The following is an 18,825-nucleotide window of genomic DNA, read 5'->3' on the forward strand; positions in this document are numbered from 1 at the left end:
GCGTGCCCGCCTCGCCCGAAAACCTTACTGTGTAAGACGCAGCACGCCTAGATTGCCCGCGATCTGCTGGAAGATCTGATTGAGCGTCGTGTTGCTCGGCGCGTGATAGTAGTTGCCGGGGCTCGCGCAGTTCTGCATCGTCGTCTGCGCGCTCACGCTGGCCGTATCCGTTCCGTAAGTGCCGAACGTAATCGAATAGATGATGATGCCGTCCTGCTTCATCGCCGAGCACACCGCGAGCTGGTAGGTGTTGATGTCGTCGACGGAGCCCATCGAGCCGGGGCCTTTGGGGAACACCGTGCTCGACGTCAGATCCGCGCGGCCCACGCCCGACAATCCGTTGAATGCCTGCGGCGGCATGAAGCCCGTCGATCCGCCCGGATCGTTCTCGCCGTCCGTCAGCACGATGACCACGCGCTGCAAGCCCTGCGTCGTCTCCGGGCGCGGCAAGGACGTGTCGGTAGAAATGAAGCCGTTGCCCGCGCCCGCCACATTGTCCGACCACGACGACTTCAGCATGCGCCAGCCCCACAGGAGACCGGTCGGGATCAGCGTCGAGCCGGCCGCCTTCATGTTGGTGATGGCGGTCGTCAGATCGCTCTGGCTCTTCGTGAGAAAGAGCGCAGGCGCGATGTTGCACGGACCGTTGGTGCCGTAGTTGGTATTGCCGTTCTGATCGTAGGTCGTGGTTGAAGTCGAATTGCTGCTCGAATTGACGTACCACTGGTCGTAAATCGCGGGCGGCGTTGCGCCCGAGTATGTCGTACCACACGAAGTCGTCACGCTGCCGCTCGTGAGATACGTGAGCGGCGCGCCGACCGTGACGGTCGGGTTGCTGTTGATCGTGCAGGTGGTGATCTTGTTCTTCGTCGATTTGGTGTACGTGTAGACCGAGAAGCTGTTCTTCGGCACATTCCAGAAGAAGGGCCTGAAGTTCGGCGACGACGCCGGCTCGTAGGCCTCCGCGCGCAGGTTGCCGCCCGCGTCGCGCGGCTCGACCGCGCAGCCGCCCCAGCCCGAACCCTTCCAGTTCTTGCTGGCGGTCATCGACATATGCTGGGCGTTGTAGTTGTCGAACAGCGGCGTGATCCACTTGCCGGTGGGCTGCAACGCATTCTTGACGTTGACCATCGTCGTGAACGGCACGAGGCCGACATACGAATCGGTCGTGGACGACTGGAAGATGCTGGTGACGAGATTCTGCGCGGCCGCGCGCAAGCCCGTGATCTTCGTGCCCGCCGTGTAGTCCTTGGTGTTCGCGTAGTCGGACATCGAGCCGGTATTGTCGAGCACCATCACCAGTTCGAGCGTGCTCTTGGGCAGGCGCAGCGCTGCGTTGCTCGCGCTGACGGTCGCCGTGTCGGGATTGGTCTGGTTGTTGCCGCTGTCGGAACCCGTGTCCGTCTTGGCCTTGCCGAAGAAGACCGGCGCGAGCAACGGCATCGAGCCGGATGCCGAGAGCTTGATGGTCTGCCCCGTCGCGGGCGCGCCCGTCACCGACGCCGAGAAATTCGCGTTGGGCATGTTCAGCGACAGATAGCCGGACGGCATGTTGACGTCGTAGAACGCGCGCGCGTCGGTCTTCCAGTTGGCGAGATCGGCGGGCTTGGTGGTGTCGTAGTGCGCGAGATCCGCGCCCGCCGAGAGCGTCGCGACGTCGAGCGCCATCTGCATGCGCGCCTGCGTCATTTCGTAGTGGATCGAGTCGATGGCCATGCACATCGAGCCGATCATCATGCTCGCGCAGATCGCGAACATCATCGTGACGGCGCCCTCGTCGCCGCACACCAGATTGCGCGCGCTGCGCGCGCTCAGAGGGCCGTGCTGCTTTCGCATTGCGATGTCGACAAGGTCGAGGATGGGTTCGAGAGCGCCAGCACCTGCCCGTTGCGCGGACGAACGAAGACACGCTCGTAGATCGTCGTCTCGCCCGGAGCGCTGCGCCAGAACGGCGCGGTCATCGAGAACGGCGTGTAACGGTAGAAGACTTCGATCGCCACCGCCGAATCGCCGTAGCGGAACGGCCAGTTGCTCGGCACGACCTTCGTCGCCGTGACGCTCGACGTCATGCCCGTCGGCTGCCATTTCGGCTTCGCGCTCCACATGATCGCCGGCGTGCCCTTGGTCTGCGCGAGCGTTCCGCCCATCTGCGTGCAATTGCAGTTCACATTCTGGTCGCAGATCGCCGTGATGATGACGCCGCCCTTGCTGTCGAGCGTGTTCGGCTGCGCGAGCGTGACCGCCGCCGCCCAGATCGACGTGAGGCTGTTCGCGTTGGTCGCGTTGTTCTTGTCCGACGTGTCGTCGATGACGTTGCTCATCTGGCCGATCGAATCCGCGAGCGTGAACGCCGTATGCTCGACGAGACTCACGGCGCGCATGTACAGATACAGCTCGGTGAAGCCGAGCAGGATCAGCAGCATCACGGGCACGACGATCACGAATTCGATCGTCACGGCGCCGCGCTCCGAGCGCATGAGCCGTCTCGACACCGAGCGCGCGCGTCGCGTGACGGCCGCCGCGAACAGGGATCGCATCGTTGCGCTGACGGGCTTCATTTTTCGTTTTGCACGAGATAGTTGCGTTGGAAGGTCATCGAGTTGATGCCGAAGAGCTTCGGAATGCCCGAGAAGGTCGGCATCGTCACCGTGATCTGGTAGAGCACGACATCGCCGAAGCCGCCCATCGTGTCCTCGTAGTTGCCTGCGGAAATATCGTTGTACGAGTCGTACGCGTAGGTCTTGATATCGACGGTGCCGTTGATGTTCTTCCAGCCGCCGAGAATGTTGTTGACGATGCGCGCCGCCTCCTGGCTGCGCGTGCCGCTCGACGGATCGGTCGTCGTGAGCCCCGCGCGCGAGGCCTGCTGCGCCGCGTATTGCACGGAGGCGTCGACGATCATGTCGAGCGCGACTTCGACCGTGCCGAGAATCAGGATGAACAGCACCGGCGCGACGATCGCGAACTCGATCGCCGATACGCCGCGCTCGTCGCGCGCGATGCGCTTCCAGAAGCGGCGGTTTCCGAGCGACCGCGCGCGCAAGATCATTTCACGCTCGCCGTCTGGACCTTGGGCGTCGCGATCGCGGAGACGGCGACGCTCTTCGACGGCTGCGCGCTCGTCTGTCCGTCGCGCTCGCGCTGCAGTTCGTAGTAACGCAGGTTGTCGCGCACCGACGCCTTGGGCAAATCGCGCGACAGGATCGCGGCGGCGGCTTCATCGTTGCCGAGCAGGCCGTACGCGAGCGCGAGATTCTGGCGCGCTTGCGGCGGCGCGGCGGGAAAGCGCGTCACGTCGAGCAGCACGTTCGCGCCCTGACGCGGATCGCCCGACAGCGTGAGCGAAAGACCGAGATTCAGCGACAGCATCGGATCGCCCGGATTCGCGATCAGCGCTTCGCGCAGCAGCGCTTGCGCGTGCGCGTGATCGCCGGAGAGATCGAGCGCCGCGCCGAGGCCCGCGCAGGCGAGCGGATCGTTCGGCGTGATCGCGAGCACGCGATGATACGTCGCGATGGCGTCGGCGAAACGTCGTTGATGAATCGCCACGCGCGCGATGCCGATGAGCGGCGGCGTCGCCTTCGGATCGATCTGGCTCGCGCGCTGATAGTAGACGCCCGCGCGCGTGAAATCGCCGACGCCGTACAGCGTGTTGCCGAGACCCGTCAGGCCGGGCACGGACTTCGGATCGGCCTGCACGATCTTCTCGTACAGCGAAGTCGCGAGCTCGAAGTTGTTCGATTCGAGCGCCGTGTCGGCGATGCGCAGTTCGCTCATCGTGCTCGGCGCGGAGTTGCGCAGCACGGGGCGCGTTTCGGTCACCTGGCGCACGGTGGTCGTGCAGCCGGTGGCGGCCAGCACGAGTGCGAGCATGGAGGCGAGTGCCGCGATACGCGCGGTGCGTTGGAAGGATGGCTTCATTTATTTCCCGCGATGAACGCAAGCAACTGAATGACGGCAGGGCCCGCCGCGATCGAGATGATGGCGGGCAGAATGAACAGCATCATCGGCACGACCATCTTCGGCGCGAGCTTCGCGGCCTTCTCTTCGAGCGAGACGATATGCGCGAGACGCTCGGTGCGCGACAGCGTGCGCAGCGCCTGCGTGATGGGCGTGCCGTAGCGCATCGACTGCGTGAGCGTCGAGATGAGCGCGCGAATCGACGGCAGATCGATGCGCTCGGCGAGATTGTTGAGCGCGCGCGTGCTGTCGCCGGATAGCTTGAGCTCGTCGGCGGCGAGCGCGAATTCGTCGGAGAGCGGCGGGCAGATCGTCTTCAGCTCGTTGGCCACGCGCCGGATCGACACGCCCAGGCTGTTGCCCGCGTTCGTGCAGATGACGAGCAGATCGAGCGCATCGGGCAGGCAGCCGGCCATCATCTTGCGGCGGCGCGACGCCCGGAACGCGACCACGTACTCCGGCAGGATCATGCCGACGATGAACACCATCAGCATCGCGATGCCGCGTGCGGCCGGATACGCGCCGACCATCGGAATGCGCGAGCCGAGCATCACGGTGGCCGCCGCGCAGGCGAGCCCGCAGAAGAATTTCACCGCGAGCAGGATCGACACCGCGAGGTTGCTGCGATAGCCGCTGCGCACCATTTCCTTCTGTAGCTTGAGCCGATATTTCGCATCGAAGAACGGGATCTTGTCGCCGATGCGCGCGAGCCGGCGCATCACGCGCTCGCCGCGCGTCATCGTATCGCCGTCGTCGTCCGTCGCGACGTTGTCGGAGCGGTGCGTGGCCGCGGCCATGCGCGCGCGCTCCGCGATGCGCCCGCGCGTGCCGCCGTGCTTGGTCATCCACCAGATGGCGAGCGCGGCGAACAGGCCGAACAGCATCAGCAGATTGATGAGCGTTTCGAACTGGTTCTGGTTCATCGCGAGGTATCGAGTTTCGACATCTTGCCGATCACGATCAGGCCCACGACGATGGAAATCACGCCGAACGTGAGCACGTTGTTACCCGAATCGGTGTTGAACAGCACCATCAGATAGTCGCGGTTGAGCGCGTACATCGATCCCATGATGACAACCGGAATCGCCGCGAGAATCTTCGTCGTGATGCGCGCCTCGCCCGTCAGCGCCTTGGTTTTCTGGCGAATCTCGCGGCGCGTGCGAACGATGCCCGACAGGTTTTCCAATGTCTCGCCGAGCTGGCCGCCGGTTTCGCGCTGCAGCAGCAGACATACGCAGAAGAACGAAAAATCCGCGATCTCGATGCGCCGCATCGCCACCGCGAGCACTTCTTCCAGATCGAGGCCGACCTGCAGCGAGTCGGCCATCAATTGGAACTCGCTCTTGAGCGGCTCGCGGCATTCGCTCGCCGCGCTGCCGATCACCTGCGTCACGGGCACGCCCGCACGCACCGCGCGCACGATCATGTCGATGACATCGGGGAAGCCGTCGAGAAAGCGCTTGCGAAAACGCTCGACGAGAAAGCGGTACGACTGGGTCAGCGCGAGCGCCGGCAGGCCGATCGACACGAGCGGCGGCAGAAAATCCGGCATCGGCGCGAAACGGTTGACGATGACGGCGACGAGCTCGCCCGCGAGCGTCGCGACGATCACGATACGAAGGCCGTTCGCGCCCGCGACCGTGCGCAGGCGCGCGAGGCGCGGCCCGGTCCAGCGCGTGAAAGCGTTCTCGTGGCGATTGACGTGGAAGATGTCGAGATCGTGCTTGCTGGCCTTCGCCACGTTCGCGCCGCGCCCGGCGAACGATGTCTGCATGCGTTGGCGGATGCGCGACGGCGGCTGATTGTTGCGCATGTCCTGCACGATGACGACCATCACGCCGAACAGCATCACGCAGACGAACGAAGCGACGGTGATGAGATTGACGAGGTTCATGGCTTCATCGCTTCCAGAAGCGCATCTTCGAGGCCGTAGTACGCGGCGCGCTGCGCGAAGGCCGGACGCACGGCGGCGGTTTCGAAGACGCCCTTCACTTCTTCGCTGTAGGCGCTCGCGTCGTAGCGGAACGTGAACAGATCCTGGGTGATGATGACGTCGCCTTCCATGCCGACGAGCTCGGTGATGCGCGTCACGCGCCGCATGCCGTCGCGCATGCGCTCGATCTGCACGATGAAATGCACGGCGCTCGCAATCTGACGGCGGATCGACAAGAGCGGCAGGTTGCCGTTCGCCATCATCACCATCGATTCGAGACGCGTGATGCCGTCGCGCGGCGTGTTCGCGTGGATCGTGGTCATCGAACCGTCGTGGCCGGTATTCATCGCCTGCAGCACGTCGAACGCTTCGGGGCCGCGCGTTTCGCCGAGGATGATGCGGTCCGGGCGCATCCGCAGCGCATTGCGCACGAGATCGCGCTGCGTCACGGCGCCGAGACCTTCGGCATTCTCCGGCCGCGTCTCCAGACTCACGACGTGCGGCTGCACGAGTTGCAGTTCGGCCGCATCCTCGATCGTCACCGTGCGCTCGCCGTGGCCGATGAAATGAGACAGCGCGTTGAGCAGCGTCGTCTTGCCCGACCCGGTGCCGCCCGACACGATGATGTTGAGGCGGCATGTGCTCGCGAGCTTGAGCACGGTCGCCATTTGCGCGGACAGGTTGCCCTGCGTCGCCATGCGATGCAGCGTGATGTTGCGCTTCGAGAACTTGCGGATGGAGATCGACGCGCCGTGGATCGCGAGCGGCGGCAGCACGACGTTTACCCGGCTGCCGTCGGCGAGACGCGCATCGACCATCGGACTGCTTTCGTCGACACGACGTCCGACGCCCGCCGCGATGCGCTGCGCGACGTTGACGACGTGCGCGTTGTCGCGGAACTTGCAGTTGGTCAGTTCGAGCCGGCCGTGCCGCTCGACCCAGACCTGATCGGGACCGTTGACGAGCACGTCGGTGATGGTTTCATCGGCGAGCAAGGGTTCGATCGGGCCGAGACCGAACATGTCGTTCAGCAGCTCGCCGACGATCTGCACCTGCTCCGCGATCGTGACGTTCAGGCGCTCGCGCTCCGCGACATCGAGCACCAGCGTTTCGACCGCAGGCTTCATCTGCTCGCGCGTCTTGCCGACGGCCGCCGACGGATTCATCGCCGCGAAGACGCCCGCGCGGATCGTCTTGAAGAGATCGGAGCGCACGAGCGCTTCGTTGCCGTCCGGCTGCTGCGAGCGCACGGGCGCAGGCGCGGGCGCGGCGGCCTGCTTCTCGACGAGCGAAAGCGGCGGCGCCTCACCTTGCGGCTGTCCGTTCGCGCCGTCGCGGGAATCGGACGGCGGCTCTGCGCGCACCTGCTTTTGCCCGAACATCACGCCCTCCGGAGCTTGAACTTGCTCAGGAACGAGCGCTCGACCGTCGCGTGCTGGCCGGTGAGGTCATTGGCGATGCGCGCGATAGTCTGCGTGAAGCCGTTCTGCGCGCGCTCGACCGGCGCTTCGCCAAGGTTCTCGGCGGTCGCGAGCGCTTTCGGCTCGAACTGCACTTCGTGCAGCACGGTGCGGCCGATCGCCGTCATGAAATCCGTTTGCTGCACCTTCCCTGCGGCCGCCGCGTTCGGATTGTTGAGCACCACGGAAGTCGGCGGATTGTTGTCGCGATCCTCGATGTAGCGCAGCATGCGGATCGTCTCGCGCGTCGCATGCACCGAGCGGTCCGCGACGAGATACACGCGCGACGCGTGATCGAAGGCTTCGGCGGCGAGCGGGCCGTTCGGATCGCCGATATCGAGAATCACGTAGTGGAAGCTGTCGCACAGAAGCTCGACGACGCGGCGCAGCGCGCCCGGCTCGAACTGCTTCGTCGTGCCGTAGTCGATATCCGCCGACAGGATGAAGAGGCGGCTGCCGTTCGAGACCAGCGTGCGTTCGACATATTGCGGATCGAGACGATGCACGTTCTGCAGCACGTCGACGAGGCCGTTGTTGCTCTGCGTGCCGAGCATGCTGTTGGCGGCGCCGCCGCACATCTTCAGGTCCACGTACGCCACGCGGCGATGCGTGTCCTCGGCGAGATAACGCGCGAGATTGAGCGCGAGCGTCGTCACGCCGACGCCGCCGCGCGCGCCCGCGAACGCGATGGTCTTGCCGGCGCGCGCGAGCGTCACCGGGCTCACCTTGCCCTCGGAGACGTTGACGGTGCGCTTGAGCAGCTCGACCGTCAGCGGCTTGACGAGATAGTCGCGCACGCCGATCTTGAGCAGGCTGCGGAACAGGCCGACGTCGTTGCGCTCCCCGATCGCGACCACCTGCACCGAGGGCTCGCACACTTCCGCGAGACGGCCGAGGTCGGAGAGCGGCATCACCGATCCTTCCAGATCGACGAGCAGAAAGAGCGGCGATCGCTCGATCTTCGACAGATGCGCGATGGCGTCGTCCACGTTGCCGACGGCGATGTGAACGTGCGGCATCGCCTGTTCGAGCACGAAGCTCTTCAGGACCTGCTCGGTCTTGCGGTCCGCCACGAACGCGATGAAGTCGGCGATCCGGACGCCCTGCTTGCCTTTGAAGAAGCTGATCTCGGTGGTGCTCATGTTCTCGGTCCGTGAAGGCGCTAGTTCGAATCGCGCGTCGACGACTTGTCGAGCTGGAGGACGTGGCCGGTTTCGTAGCGGCGCATCGCACTGGCGGCGGTCGCGCCGTCGGCGGGGCCGAGCGGCTGCGGCGCGACGATATCGGCCGGATGCGCGAGCTGCGCCGCGAGATTCGTGTAGGTCGCGCAGCCCCATTGCATCGACGGGCGCTGCCTGCCGGCATCGGAGAGAACGGGCGGGCGCGAGAGCGCCGCGCAATCGGGCGGCACGGCGCCGGTGCCGTCATAGCCGATCACCGATTCGTTGGGCATGTTGCGCGGCGGGTGGAAACACCCGGACAGGCCGCACGCGAGCGCGAGCAGCACGGCGAGGGTCGAGACGCGGGTCGGGCGAAGTGCGAGTTTCATGGCTGGGCGCTCAGTAGACGTAGCCCGCCGCGCCGACGAGACGCGGTTCGGTTGCGGACGGCTGCGCGCCCGCCTTGCGCTGGAAGCTGTATTCGACGTCGCTCGAAGGCGAGATCAGCGAATCGAGCGGCGAACGCAGCTTCGCGGGATCGGTCGGCTCGACGAGATACGGCGTCACCATGATGACCAGCTCGGTCTTGTTGTTCTGGTAATTCGACGACGAGAACAGCTTGCCGAGCACCGGAATCGAGCCGATGCCGGGAATCTGCGAAACGATGTCGGTGGTATTGCTCTGCAACAGCCCGCCGATCGCGAAGCTCTGGCCGCTCGCCAGCTCGACGGTCGTATCGGCGCGGCGCACCGAGAGGCCCGGCACGGTCACGCCGCCGGTCGTCACGCTCGCGGTCGAATCGATCTGGCTCACTTCCGGGCGCACCTTCAGGCTGATGCGGCGTTCGTTGAGCACGGTCGGCGTGAAGTCGAGCTTGACGCCGAACTGCTTGAATTCGACCGAGATCGCGCCGTTGGTCTGCGAGACGGGAATCGGAAACTCGCCGCCCGCGAGGAAGCTCGCGGTCTGGCCGGACATCGCGACGAGATTCGGCTCGGCGAGCACGGTGAGCAGGCCTTCCTGATTCAGTGCGTCGATGAGCGCGCGAATGTCCGTATTGCCCGCCTTGAAGCCCGCGAGAACGGAGAACGCGTTGTTGGACGGCAGGTTGATCGGATACACGACGCCGCCGTTCGAACCGACGATCGGCTGGCTCAGATTCTGGATCGCGCGGCCCGCGAAGAGCCCGCCGAGCCAGTTGCCCGAATTGCCGAGCGCCTGCCAGTTGATGCCGAGCTGCTGCGTCACGTTGCGGTCCACTTCCGTGATGCGCACGCGCAACTGCACCTGCAGCGGACGGTCCACCGTCAGGCGGTTGATGAGCACTTCCTTGTCGGCGAGAAACGGCGTCAGCGCCTGCACGATCGCATCGGCATCGCTGGAAGTCGGCACCTGGCCGGAGACGAGCAGCGAGCCCTGGCCCGAGCTCGTCTGCAGGTTCAGGTTCGGAAAGCGCGCGGCGAGCATGTTGCGCACCGAGAGCATGTCGCGCGCGACGACCACGGTGCGCTGAAGCAGCGTCTTGTTGCCCGGCCCGAGCACATACAAGGTCGTCGTGCCGTTCTTCTTGCCGAGCACGAACACGGTCTTGGGCGAAGGCACATGCACGTCCGCGATCGACGGGTCGGCCACGAACACCGAAGTCGCATCCTCGGGCAGGCGCAGCATCGTGCCCTTGCCCGCGTCGAGCGTAAGCGGGCCGAGCGTGACGGCGGCGTCCGCCTGGGCGGCGAGCGCGGTCCGCGCAGGCGCCGCGGCGCGCACGCGAGTCTGCTGCGCGAGCTGCATGGCGGGCGCGGCGTCATCGCCCGGCTTCGTGGACATGACCGGCTGCGCCGCCGCTACGGACCCCGCCAGCAGCGCGCCGGCGCACGCGAGCGCGATTCGTGCGTTCCGCACGGTTCGCGCGCTCCGTCTTTCGATGCTGCTGAAGTCCAACTGCGTTCTCATGAGATTCGATCCTGGCACTGTGCTGCCGTGACTTGATGCTGCTGCTCCATATCGGCGCCGCGTTCGGCCGCGGCGGACGATGCTCATCGGGCCGGCACGCTCGGAATCGGCGGCGCGGCGTCCGACGATCCGCCGACCTGCGCGACCGTCGCACCGGCTTCGCCCTTCTCCGATCCGCGATAGATCGTGACCGGACGCGCGGGCGCCGCCACGCGAACCGGCGCGCTGACCTGCGTCTGGCGCGAGCGCGGCAGATCGCGCACGGCGCGCGAGATGTCGCCGGCCCAGATCGGCGCGTGCTGCGCGGACGATGCAGGCGCCGCCGCAGTCGCCGATGCGTTCGGATCGCGCTTGTCGGTCGCGAAGCTGCGCAGCGCGAGCGAAAGGGAACCGAGGCGCGCCGCCACGGCGACGACCTCGCCCATGCGCGGCGTCACTTCGAGCGTCACGGTGCGGGCGCGCGCGATGGGCTCGCTGCTGTCGCCGTTGTTCTTGGGCCGCTTGATCTCCGAGCCGACGGCCAGCACGCGTACGTGCTCGACCACGGTTTCGCTCGATACGGCCATGTCCGGCGAATCGGTGCGGCGCTCCATTTGCTGCGTCAGCAACAGATCGACGTAATCGCCCGGCTGAATCAGACCTGCGTTGCCGGAGACGTCATCGACCGCGACGGACACGGCGCGCATGTCGGGCTTGAGCGTCGCGGCGAGAAAGCCGGGTGCGTTCGGCAAAAAGACATCGGCCGCGGTCAGCACCGCGCCGCTCGCGGCCGGATGGCGCAGCAGCGCGCCCTTGAGGTCGGGCGCGTTCTGCGCGCCCGAAATGATCGCGTTGGGCGGAATCTGGTTGGCGGGCATCGCCTTCCACGCGAGGTCTTCGTCGCGCAGAAGCAGGCCTTGGGGCAGATCGGCGGCGCTCACCTGCACCTTCTCGGTCGTCACGGGCTGATTGGGCGGGCGCGAAGCGCTCGCGACCACGACGCGCACGATGAGCGCGATGAGCAGCGCGCCGATCAGAAGCATGGCGAACTTGATGATGTTGGACATGAGCGCGCCGTCCTATCGGATCGCAAAGAAAGGCATGAGCGCCGGCAGCACGATCACGAGACCGCCGCCGAGCGCGAGGGCCACGCCGTACGGAACGCCGCGCGCGCCGGAGAACATCGCGAGCGCTTTCATGGGCATGAACCGTTGCACGGGGTCCATGTGGCGCGTCGCGAGGCTGATGAGGGACACGACGGTCCCGATCACGGAAATCAGGGTTAAGGCGGGCAAGGACAAAGCGAGTCCGGCCCAGAGAAAAATCACGGAGGCGAGTTTCGCATCGCCTCCGCCCAGCATTTTCGCCGCGAACAGCACGGCGCAGACCAGGAATACGCCAATCGCGAGCAGCAGATGCACGATGACATCGTCGACCGGCATGCGGCGCGCCAGCGCGTCGGCAAAGAAGAGCGCCCCGACGACCAGCACGATTTTGGTCGGCAGGCGTCGGGAGCGCACGTCGATGACCGCGAGCCAGAGCAGCACGCAGAGCACGATCAGGCGGATGGCAAGAGACAAGAGCTGCACGTTGGTCTCGTTGTTGTGTGGGCCGGCGCTTGTTAGTTCGCGCTGCTTTGTGCCGTCGTGACCTTGTCGAACAGGGTCGAGAACATCGTTCCGACACTGGTGCTGAACGTGCTCGCCATCGCGCCGAGCGCCAGCACGACGATGCCGGCCAGGACTGCATACTCCATCGCGCTGACGCCGCGCTCATCGCGCACGAATGCCTTCATCAGTTTGCGCATTTTTCTTTCCTTCAAGGGTTTAGGTAGGTGTGGGCCCGGCAAAAGGAATACCGGGCAGGACCCATCCTAGCCATTTTGGGAAGGAATAACTTCGCGAATTAAAGCCTGAAATGGCCTCTTTCCGAGGTTTAGAAAAACGATGCGCGCGCCCTTTGTCGGCAACAATCCGAAATACTTTAGAGAGTGGATTTTTTCTTTTTTTATTTTTAACCAATCGACAAGACGGGCGCCCTATCGTTTTAAGCAGATCCCGCAAACTTTAGAGAAACCGTTTACTGATGTCTGGCGAAATGCGCTCGTAAGAAACGGCTCGACAAAACCTGAGCGATCCGGAGCCAGGCGCGCGGCGCAGCGCGAACCGCGCCGCCGCGAAAACGCAAGATTACCTTTTATTACCTGCTTTTGTCACGCAGTTTGCGCAACTCGCAAGATTATTATCCAAGGCCCCTCTTTCATGCCTTTCCATGCAAGCTTTATCCATCGCGCTTCTCGTCTTGTGGAAAAGAAGGCATGTCGATATCGCTGCTTGCCGAGCGGAAATTATCGCGCGCTTCTTGCGCGAGCTTTTCATAACGCTTGCGAAAAACCGTGAGTTCCTTTTCATCGAGCTCTTCGAGATCGAGCAGCGCGTTATGCGCCTTGTCGATTGTGCGAATCAGTTCGTCGAGCTTGATCTGCATCGCTGCGGTGTCGCGGTTCTGCGTGTTCTGGATCAAGAACACCATCAGGAAAGTGACGATCGTCGTCGACGTATTGATGACGAGCTGCCATGTATCGCTGAAGTGAAAGAGCGGTCCCGAGACGGCCCAGACGATCACGAGCACCACGGCGATGACGAAGGTCGATGCGCGGCCCGCTAATTGCGCGAGCGCATTCGAGAACCTGAGAAACCACGAAGTCTTCATTCGGCGTCTCCTGAGCTTGAGGATCTGCTACGGGGCGCGGCTAGAATACCGCTTGTGAACACGAAGCCCAAACCCATCGATTTCTACGCGCCGTCCGAGATCGTCGCGCAACGCCTGATCGGCGCGATCGTGACCGTCGACGGTATCGGCGGCCGCATCGTCGAAACGGAAGCGTACGACCGCGAAGATCCGGCCTCGCATAGCTTCTCCGGTCCGACGCCGCGCAATGCAGCCATGTTCGGGCCGCCCGCGCATGTCTATGTCTATCGCTCTTATGGCATTCACTGGTGCATGAATTTCGTGTGCCGCGAAGCCGGTCATGGCGCGGGCGTGCTGATTCGCGCGATCGAACCGCTCGTCGGCATCGATGAAATGCGCGAGCGGCGCGGCCTTGCGCCGATCAAACTGCTGTGCTCGGGACCGGGCCGCGTCGCGCAGGCGCTCGGCATCACGCACAAGAACAATGGCATGTCGCTGCTCGAAGCGCCGTTTCATATCGAGCCGCCCGAGGAAGAATGCGCGATCGTTCAAGGACCGCGCATCGGCATCAGCAAGGCGATGGACGTGCCGTGGCGTTTCGGGCTTGCCGGTTCGAAATTCGTCAGCAAGCCCTTTCCGAAGGATTGACGCTTCAGTCAGCCGGACGCAGCTTCTTCACTTCATCGTCCGATGGCTGCACGCTCGCGCCATCGACATAACGGAAGGACGTCATCACGCCCTTGCCGTCTTTCAGCCCGGTTACGCCGACATACGCGCCCATCGTCGATTGATTGTCCTCCTTGCGATACGTGATCGGACCGAACGGCGTATCGACAGGCAAGCCCTTGAATGCGGCCGCGAGCTTGTCGGCGTCGGGCGAGCCCGCTTTCTTCAGGCCGTTCGCAATCGACATCATCGCCGTATAGCCGACGACCGAACCGAGGCGCGGATAGTCGTGATACTTCGCCTCGTAAGCGGCGACGAACTTCTTGTTCGCCGGCGTATCGATCGAATACCACGGATAACCCGTCACGATCCAGCCGACCGGCGCTTCCTTGCCGAGCGGATCGAGATAATCCGGCTCGCCCGTCAAAAGCGATACGACCGCGCGATTCTTGAACAGGCCGCGCGTATTGCCTTCACGCACGAACTTGCCGAGGTCCGCGCTGAAGAGCACGTTGAAGATGCCGTCGGGCTTTGCATCGGCGAGCGCTTGCGTGACCGCGCCGGCATCGATGTTGCCGAGCGGCGTCGCCTGCTCCGCGACGAACTCGACATCCGGCTGCGCGGCCTTCAGCAAGCGCTTGAACGTGGCCACCGCCGATTGCCCGTACTCGTAGTTCGGATAGACGAGCGCCCAGCGCTTCTTGCCGAGTTTCGCGGCTTCGGGCACGAGCATCGCGACCTGCATGTAAGTCGAAGGACGCAGCCGATATGTGTACTTGTTGCCGTCCTGCCAGACGATCTTGTCGGTGAGCGGCTCGGCTGCGAGGAAGAAGATGCGCCGTTGCTTGGCGAAGTCCGCGAGCGCGAGACCCGTATTCGACAGATAACCGCCGAACAGCAATTTCACCTGCTCGCGCGCGACGAGCTCTTGCGCGACGCGCACTGTATCGCCGGGATTGCCGTTGTCGTCGCGCGAGACGACTTCGAGCTTGTTGCCGTTGATGCCGCCCGCCGCGTTGATCTCGTCGAGCGCGAGATTCCAGCCGTTCTTGTACGGCATGAGAAACGCGGGCTGCGCCTTATAGCTATTGATCTCGCCGATCTTGATGGTGTCGGCGTGCGCGGCGAACGCCATGCCCGCTGCGATGGCCGCGATAGTGAAGCGCATTGGCGCCATTGAATCTTCTCCTCTCCGTTTGAATGATCGTTTAAACGCCGAGCAACTCGCGGCGCGCGGCATCGTCGCTCGCGAATGCGTGCATCGGGCCTTCATGGCGAATCTGCCCTTTTTCCAGCACATAAACGCGATCGCTGACGAGTTCCGCGAAATGCAGATTCTGTTCCGACAGCAGTATGGCGAGCCCTTCGCGCTTCAGTTCGAGAATCATATCGGCCATTTGTTCGACGATGACAGGCGCGACACCTTCCGATGGCTCATCGAGCAACACGAGGCGCGGATTGCCCATCAGTGTGCGCGATACGGTCAACATCTGCTGCTCGCCGCCGCTCATGCGGCTCGCGCGGCGATTGCGCATTTCGCCGAGATTCGGGAACACGCGAAAGAGCTTTTCGGGCGTCCACGATGGCGCATCTTCGCGCGGCGGCTGCCGGCCCGTGTCGAGGTTCTCCATCACCGTGAGATCGCCGAACACGCGGCGATCTTCGGGCACGTAACCCAGCCCCTTGCGCGCGATGCGATGCGGCGCCATGCCCGCGATGTCTTCGCCCATGAACGACACCGCGCCCGATATGCGCGGCAGAAGACCCATGACGGCTTTCATCGTCGTGGACTTGCCCGCGCCGTTGCGGCCCATCAGCGCGACCACTTCGCCTCGTCCGACTTCGAAGCCGACATCGAACAGTATTTGCGCGCGGCCATGGAACGCATTCAACGCATCGACTTTGAGCAGCGTCATGACGATGCCCCCGCATTCAACGCCGCACGCGGCGCATACGATGCGCCCGTGCCGAGATAGACCTCGCGCACGCGGGCATCGTCGCGGATCGCTTCGGCATCGCCTTGTGCGATGAGACGTCCGCGCGCGAGCACGATCAGCTTGTCCGCATGTGAAAAGACCACGTCCATGCTGTGCTCCGTGAACAGCACGCCGATGTTGCGCTCTTTCGCGAGACGCGCGGTGAGCGTCATCAATTCATTGCGTTCCTGTGGCGCCATGCCAGCGGTCGGTTCGTCCATCAACAAGAGCTTCGGATGATTTGCAAGCGCGATAGCAAGCTCGACGCGCTTCACGTCGCCGTATGCGAGCACCGCGCAACTGCGGCGCGCATGCATCGCCATGCCGACGAGATCGAGCAACGCCATCGCTTCGTCTTCCCTCCACGATTCGACGCGCCCGAACAGCCTGTAGATGCGCCGCTCGCGCGAAAGCAATGCCATCTGCACGTTTTCGAGTACGGTCATCGAATTGAAGGTCGCGGCGATCTGAAACGTGCGCGCGACGCCACGCCGCCAGATATCGCGTGGACGCATGCCCGCGATATCGTGACCGTCGAAGCGGATCGCGCCGGAAGTCGGCTTGAGCTGACCGTTGATCATGTTGAAGCACGTCGATTTGCCCGCACCGTTCGGACCGATGAGCGCGAGCAATTGACCGGCTTCGAGATCGAATGAAACGTCGTCGACGGCGTGCACACCGTCGAACGACTTCGAGAGATGCGCGACGGATAGCAGGCTCATTGCGCCTCCCTGAAAAAGCGCTCGCGCACGAAACCCGCGATGCCTTGCGGAAACGCGATGACGAGCACGAGGATCGCCGCGCCGAGCAGCGCTTGCCAGTAGTCGGTCTGACGCGCGACGGCATCCTGCAGCCAGGTGAACACGCTCGCGCCGACGATCGGACCGGCAAGCGTCTGGATGCCGCCGAGCAGGACCATCACGAGGCCGTCGACGGAGCGGCCGACGCTGATCGCTTCCGGCGAGATGTTGCCCTTCGAGAACGCATAAAGCGAACCCGCGAGCCCGCACACGAGCGCCGCGACGATGAACGCGGCCCACTGCACGCGCGCGACGTTCACGCCGATCGCTTCGGCGCGCAACGGCGAATCGCGACCGGCGCGCATCGCGAGACCGAGCGGCGAGAAAAGCATGCGCCGCAAAAGCCATACGCCGATGACGGCGAAGAAGAGCGTGAGGTAGTAGAACGCGACGGGAGACGATAGCCACGGCGACGGCCAGATGCCCAATATGCCGTTGCTGCCGCCCGTCACGGCATCCCATTGAAAGACGACGGACCAGACGATCTGCGCGAACGCGAGCGTGAGCATCGCGAGATACACGCCCGATAAGCGCACGCAAAACCAGCCGAACACGATCGCGCCGATGCCCGCAATCAGCGGCCCGAGCACGAGCGCGGCTTCCATTGGTAACGCGAATACCTTGAGAAACAGCGCCGCGCCGTATGCGCCGAGGCCGAGGTACGCCGCATGACCGAACGAGTGCATGCCGCCCGGTCCCATGATGAAGTGCAGGCTCGCGGCGAACAGCACCGCGATCATGATCTCGACGAACAGCACGGGCATGTACGGAAACGCATCGGCGGCGAGCGGCGCGAGCGCAAGCGCGATCACGGCGATGAACGCCGCGATCCTCATGTTTCGCGTGGCGGGTAGCAAAGGCCGGTCGGCGGGCGCGGCGGAACGTGCGATCGTCTGCGGACGGCCGAAGAGTCCCCACGGACGCAGCACGAGCACGACCGCCATTACGACGAACTCGGCGACGAGCGTGAACTTCGACAGCGAGAAGCCGACGCCCATGATCGTTATGTTCCCGATGCCGATGCACATCGCCTTGATTTCGGCGATCAATAGCGCGGCGACGAACGCGCCCGGAATCGAGCCCATGCCGCCGACCACGACGACGACGAACGCATTGCCGATGGTCTCGATATCGAGCGAGAGATTCGCCGACATGCGCGGCACCTGCAGCGCGCCGCCGAGTCCCGCAAGCATCGCGCCGACGAAGAACACGCCGGTAAAGAGCCACGCCTGATTGACGCCGAGCGCGCCGAGCATCTCGCGATCCGCGCTCGCCGCGCGCACGAGCGTGCCCCAGCGCGTGCGCGCGAGCGCATACCAGAGCATGAACAGCACAAGCGGGCCGATGACGATCAGCGCGAGATCATAGGTGGGCAACGCATGACCGAGCAGCTGCACCGCGCCTTCGAGATGCGGTGCGCGCGGGCCGAACAGATCTTCCGGTCCCCAAAGCCACAGCGCCGCATCGCGAATGATGAGCACGAGCGCGAACGTGGCAAGCAGATGAAACAACTCCGGCGCGCGATAGATGCGCCTCAGCACGCTCACTTCTATTACTGCGCCGATCGCGCCGACCAATAGCGCGGCGCCCGCGATCGACGCCCAGAACCCCGCGACGCTTTCGCCGAAGCGGCTCGTCAGGCTGTACGCGACATACACGCCGAGCATATAGAGCGAGCCGTGCGCGAAGTTGACGATGCGCGTGACGCCGAAGATCAGCGACAGTCCCGAAGCGACGAGAAAGAGCGCAGAAGCATCGGCGAGGCCGTTGACGAGTTGAACGAGCAGGTTGGAGAGCATCGGCTCTGTGAGCATTTCGGCGGAAAGAGCCGACATTATCGATGAATTGCGCAACCTTCTCGTGGCGCGACAGAAACATCCCGCGTGAAAACCACTGGAAAAAACGTATTGACGGCGTTTATGTCTCGTATATGCTCGCTGAAGGGCAATTGTCGGCATGGGCAATCGCTCTGCAAATCCACTCGACCAACGAGTCTTATCGTGAAAGTCCAAAGCCCTCTGGCACGCAGGAGCCATCACTCCCGCGCCGATCGCTGCGGCAAGCTTCCCGATCGCCGCTTCCTGTCGGTTCTGACCGTCCTCTCCCGCCGCTGCGTGCGGCGTCGCAACGCGATTTCCGCGCGCGCGTTCATCGCCGTGCATTGCGTCGGCGCGGCTTCGCTGCTGCCGTAGCGCCTCCTCTCGTTTTCTTCTCCATCAGTTGTTGGTCCGCGCGCGTGCGCCCGCACGC

Annotated in this window: 20 protein-coding genes; 2 read left to right on the plus strand and 18 right to left on the minus strand. The window is 64.2% G+C overall.

Features of this window, described 5'->3' with window-relative positions:
* Positions 1-24 precede the first annotated feature (24 nt).
* From NCT05_RS20880 to NCT05_RS20945, 14 genes are all read right to left on the minus strand, one after another.
* Positions 25-1,836 (minus strand): TadE/TadG family type IV pilus assembly protein, encoded by a 1,812-nt coding sequence (locus NCT05_RS20880; RefSeq protein WP_250458006.1) that lies wholly within the window; start codon positions 1,834-1,836, stop codon positions 25-27.
* Positions 1,812-2,558, minus strand: coding sequence for a TadE/TadG family type IV pilus assembly protein (locus NCT05_RS20885; protein WP_250503087.1), 747 nt, complete (start codon positions 2,556-2,558; stop codon positions 1,812-1,814). Before NCT05_RS20885 ends, NCT05_RS20880 begins: the two co-directional genes overlap by 25 nt.
* Complete coding sequence (locus NCT05_RS20890; protein WP_008352927.1) at positions 2,555-3,049, minus strand: TadE/TadG family type IV pilus assembly protein; 495 nt, start codon at positions 3,047-3,049, stop codon at positions 2,555-2,557. Before NCT05_RS20890 ends, NCT05_RS20885 begins: the two co-directional genes overlap by 4 nt.
* Entirely contained in the window at positions 3,046-3,921 is an 876-nt protein-coding gene (locus NCT05_RS20895) for a tetratricopeptide repeat protein (protein ID WP_250503088.1), read from the minus strand. Before NCT05_RS20895 ends, NCT05_RS20890 begins: the two co-directional genes overlap by 4 nt.
* Positions 3,918-4,883, minus strand: a complete 966-nt coding sequence (locus NCT05_RS20900; protein ID WP_175979507.1) for a type II secretion system F family protein — start codon at positions 4,881-4,883, stop codon at positions 3,918-3,920. The genes NCT05_RS20895 and NCT05_RS20900 overlap by 4 nt, the downstream gene beginning before the upstream one ends.
* Positions 4,880-5,854: a type II secretion system F family protein gene (locus tag NCT05_RS20905; RefSeq protein ID WP_175979508.1), complete on the minus strand. Its 975-nt coding sequence runs from the start codon at positions 5,852-5,854 to the stop codon at positions 4,880-4,882. Before NCT05_RS20905 ends, NCT05_RS20900 begins: the two co-directional genes overlap by 4 nt.
* Positions 5,851-7,275 carry a TadA family conjugal transfer-associated ATPase gene (locus tag NCT05_RS20910; RefSeq protein WP_008352923.1) on the minus strand — a complete coding sequence of 475 codons (1,425 nt, stop codon included), beginning with the start codon at positions 7,273-7,275 and terminating at the stop codon, positions 5,851-5,853. Before NCT05_RS20910 ends, NCT05_RS20905 begins: the two co-directional genes overlap by 4 nt.
* Positions 7,275-8,495: a CpaE/TadZ family protein gene (locus NCT05_RS20915; RefSeq protein WP_008352922.1), complete on the minus strand. Its 1,221-nt coding sequence runs from the start codon at positions 8,493-8,495 to the stop codon at positions 7,275-7,277. Before NCT05_RS20915 ends, NCT05_RS20910 begins: the two co-directional genes overlap by 1 nt.
* A gap of 20 nt (positions 8,496-8,515) precedes the next feature.
* The gene (locus tag NCT05_RS20920) at positions 8,516-8,902 is read right to left on the minus strand and encodes a CpaD family pilus assembly lipoprotein (RefSeq protein ID WP_175979509.1); all 387 of its coding nucleotides are present in this window, start codon (positions 8,900-8,902) and stop codon (positions 8,516-8,518) included.
* Between the two features lie 10 nt (positions 8,903-8,912).
* Complete coding sequence (locus tag NCT05_RS20925; protein ID WP_033536724.1) at positions 8,913-10,301, minus strand: type II and III secretion system protein family protein; 1,389 nt, start codon at positions 10,299-10,301, stop codon at positions 8,913-8,915.
* Between the two features lie 245 nt (positions 10,302-10,546).
* Positions 10,547-11,509, minus strand: a complete 963-nt coding sequence (cpaB, locus tag NCT05_RS20930; protein ID WP_250503089.1) for a Flp pilus assembly protein CpaB — start codon at positions 11,507-11,509, stop codon at positions 10,547-10,549.
* Between the two features lie 12 nt (positions 11,510-11,521).
* Positions 11,522-12,031, minus strand: a complete 510-nt coding sequence (locus NCT05_RS20935) for an A24 family peptidase (RefSeq protein ID WP_008352914.1) — start codon at positions 12,029-12,031, stop codon at positions 11,522-11,524.
* Between the two features lie 32 nt (positions 12,032-12,063).
* Positions 12,064-12,249, minus strand: coding sequence for a Flp family type IVb pilin (locus tag NCT05_RS20940; RefSeq protein ID WP_175979510.1), 186 nt, complete (start codon positions 12,247-12,249; stop codon positions 12,064-12,066).
* Positions 12,250-12,722: 473 nt separating this feature from the next.
* Complete coding sequence (locus NCT05_RS20945; protein WP_250503090.1) at positions 12,723-13,154, minus strand: low affinity iron permease family protein; 432 nt, start codon at positions 13,152-13,154, stop codon at positions 12,723-12,725.
* Between the two features lie 54 nt (positions 13,155-13,208).
* On the opposite strand from NCT05_RS20945, the gene NCT05_RS20950 reads away from it, so the two are divergent.
* Positions 13,209-13,781 carry a DNA-3-methyladenine glycosylase gene (locus tag NCT05_RS20950; protein WP_008352911.1) on the plus strand — a complete coding sequence of 191 codons (573 nt, stop codon included), beginning with the start codon at positions 13,209-13,211 and terminating at the stop codon, positions 13,779-13,781.
* 4 nt (positions 13,782-13,785) lie between these two features.
* Here the strand turns inward: NCT05_RS20950 and NCT05_RS20955 are convergent, their stop codons facing one another.
* The 4 genes from NCT05_RS20955 to NCT05_RS20970 are packed head-to-tail and all read right to left on the minus strand — an operon-like array spanning position 13,786 to position 18,374.
* Positions 13,786-14,976, minus strand: coding sequence for an ABC transporter substrate-binding protein (locus tag NCT05_RS20955; protein ID WP_008352910.1), 1,191 nt, complete (start codon positions 14,974-14,976; stop codon positions 13,786-13,788).
* 31 nt (positions 14,977-15,007) lie between these two features.
* Positions 15,008-15,715: an ABC transporter ATP-binding protein gene (locus tag NCT05_RS20960; RefSeq protein ID WP_249798690.1), complete on the minus strand. Its 708-nt coding sequence runs from the start codon at positions 15,713-15,715 to the stop codon at positions 15,008-15,010.
* Positions 15,712-16,497, minus strand: coding sequence for an ABC transporter ATP-binding protein (locus tag NCT05_RS20965; RefSeq protein WP_250503091.1), 786 nt, complete (start codon positions 16,495-16,497; stop codon positions 15,712-15,714). The genes NCT05_RS20960 and NCT05_RS20965 overlap by 4 nt, the downstream gene beginning before the upstream one ends.
* Complete coding sequence (locus NCT05_RS20970) at positions 16,494-18,374, minus strand: ABC transporter permease (protein WP_250503092.1); 1,881 nt, start codon at positions 18,372-18,374, stop codon at positions 16,494-16,496. The genes NCT05_RS20965 and NCT05_RS20970 overlap by 4 nt, the downstream gene beginning before the upstream one ends.
* A 201-nt stretch (positions 18,375-18,575) precedes the next feature.
* Between NCT05_RS20970 and NCT05_RS20975 the strand changes: the two genes are divergently transcribed.
* Positions 18,576-18,767 (plus strand): hypothetical protein, encoded by a 192-nt coding sequence (locus NCT05_RS20975; RefSeq protein WP_008352906.1) that lies wholly within the window; start codon positions 18,576-18,578, stop codon positions 18,765-18,767.
* Positions 18,768-18,825: the final 58 nt, after the last annotated feature.

It is taken from the genome of Caballeronia sp. AZ7_KS35, assembly GCF_023631045.1.
In the GTDB taxonomy this organism is placed as follows: Bacteria; Pseudomonadota; Gammaproteobacteria; order Burkholderiales; family Burkholderiaceae; genus Caballeronia; species Caballeronia zhejiangensis.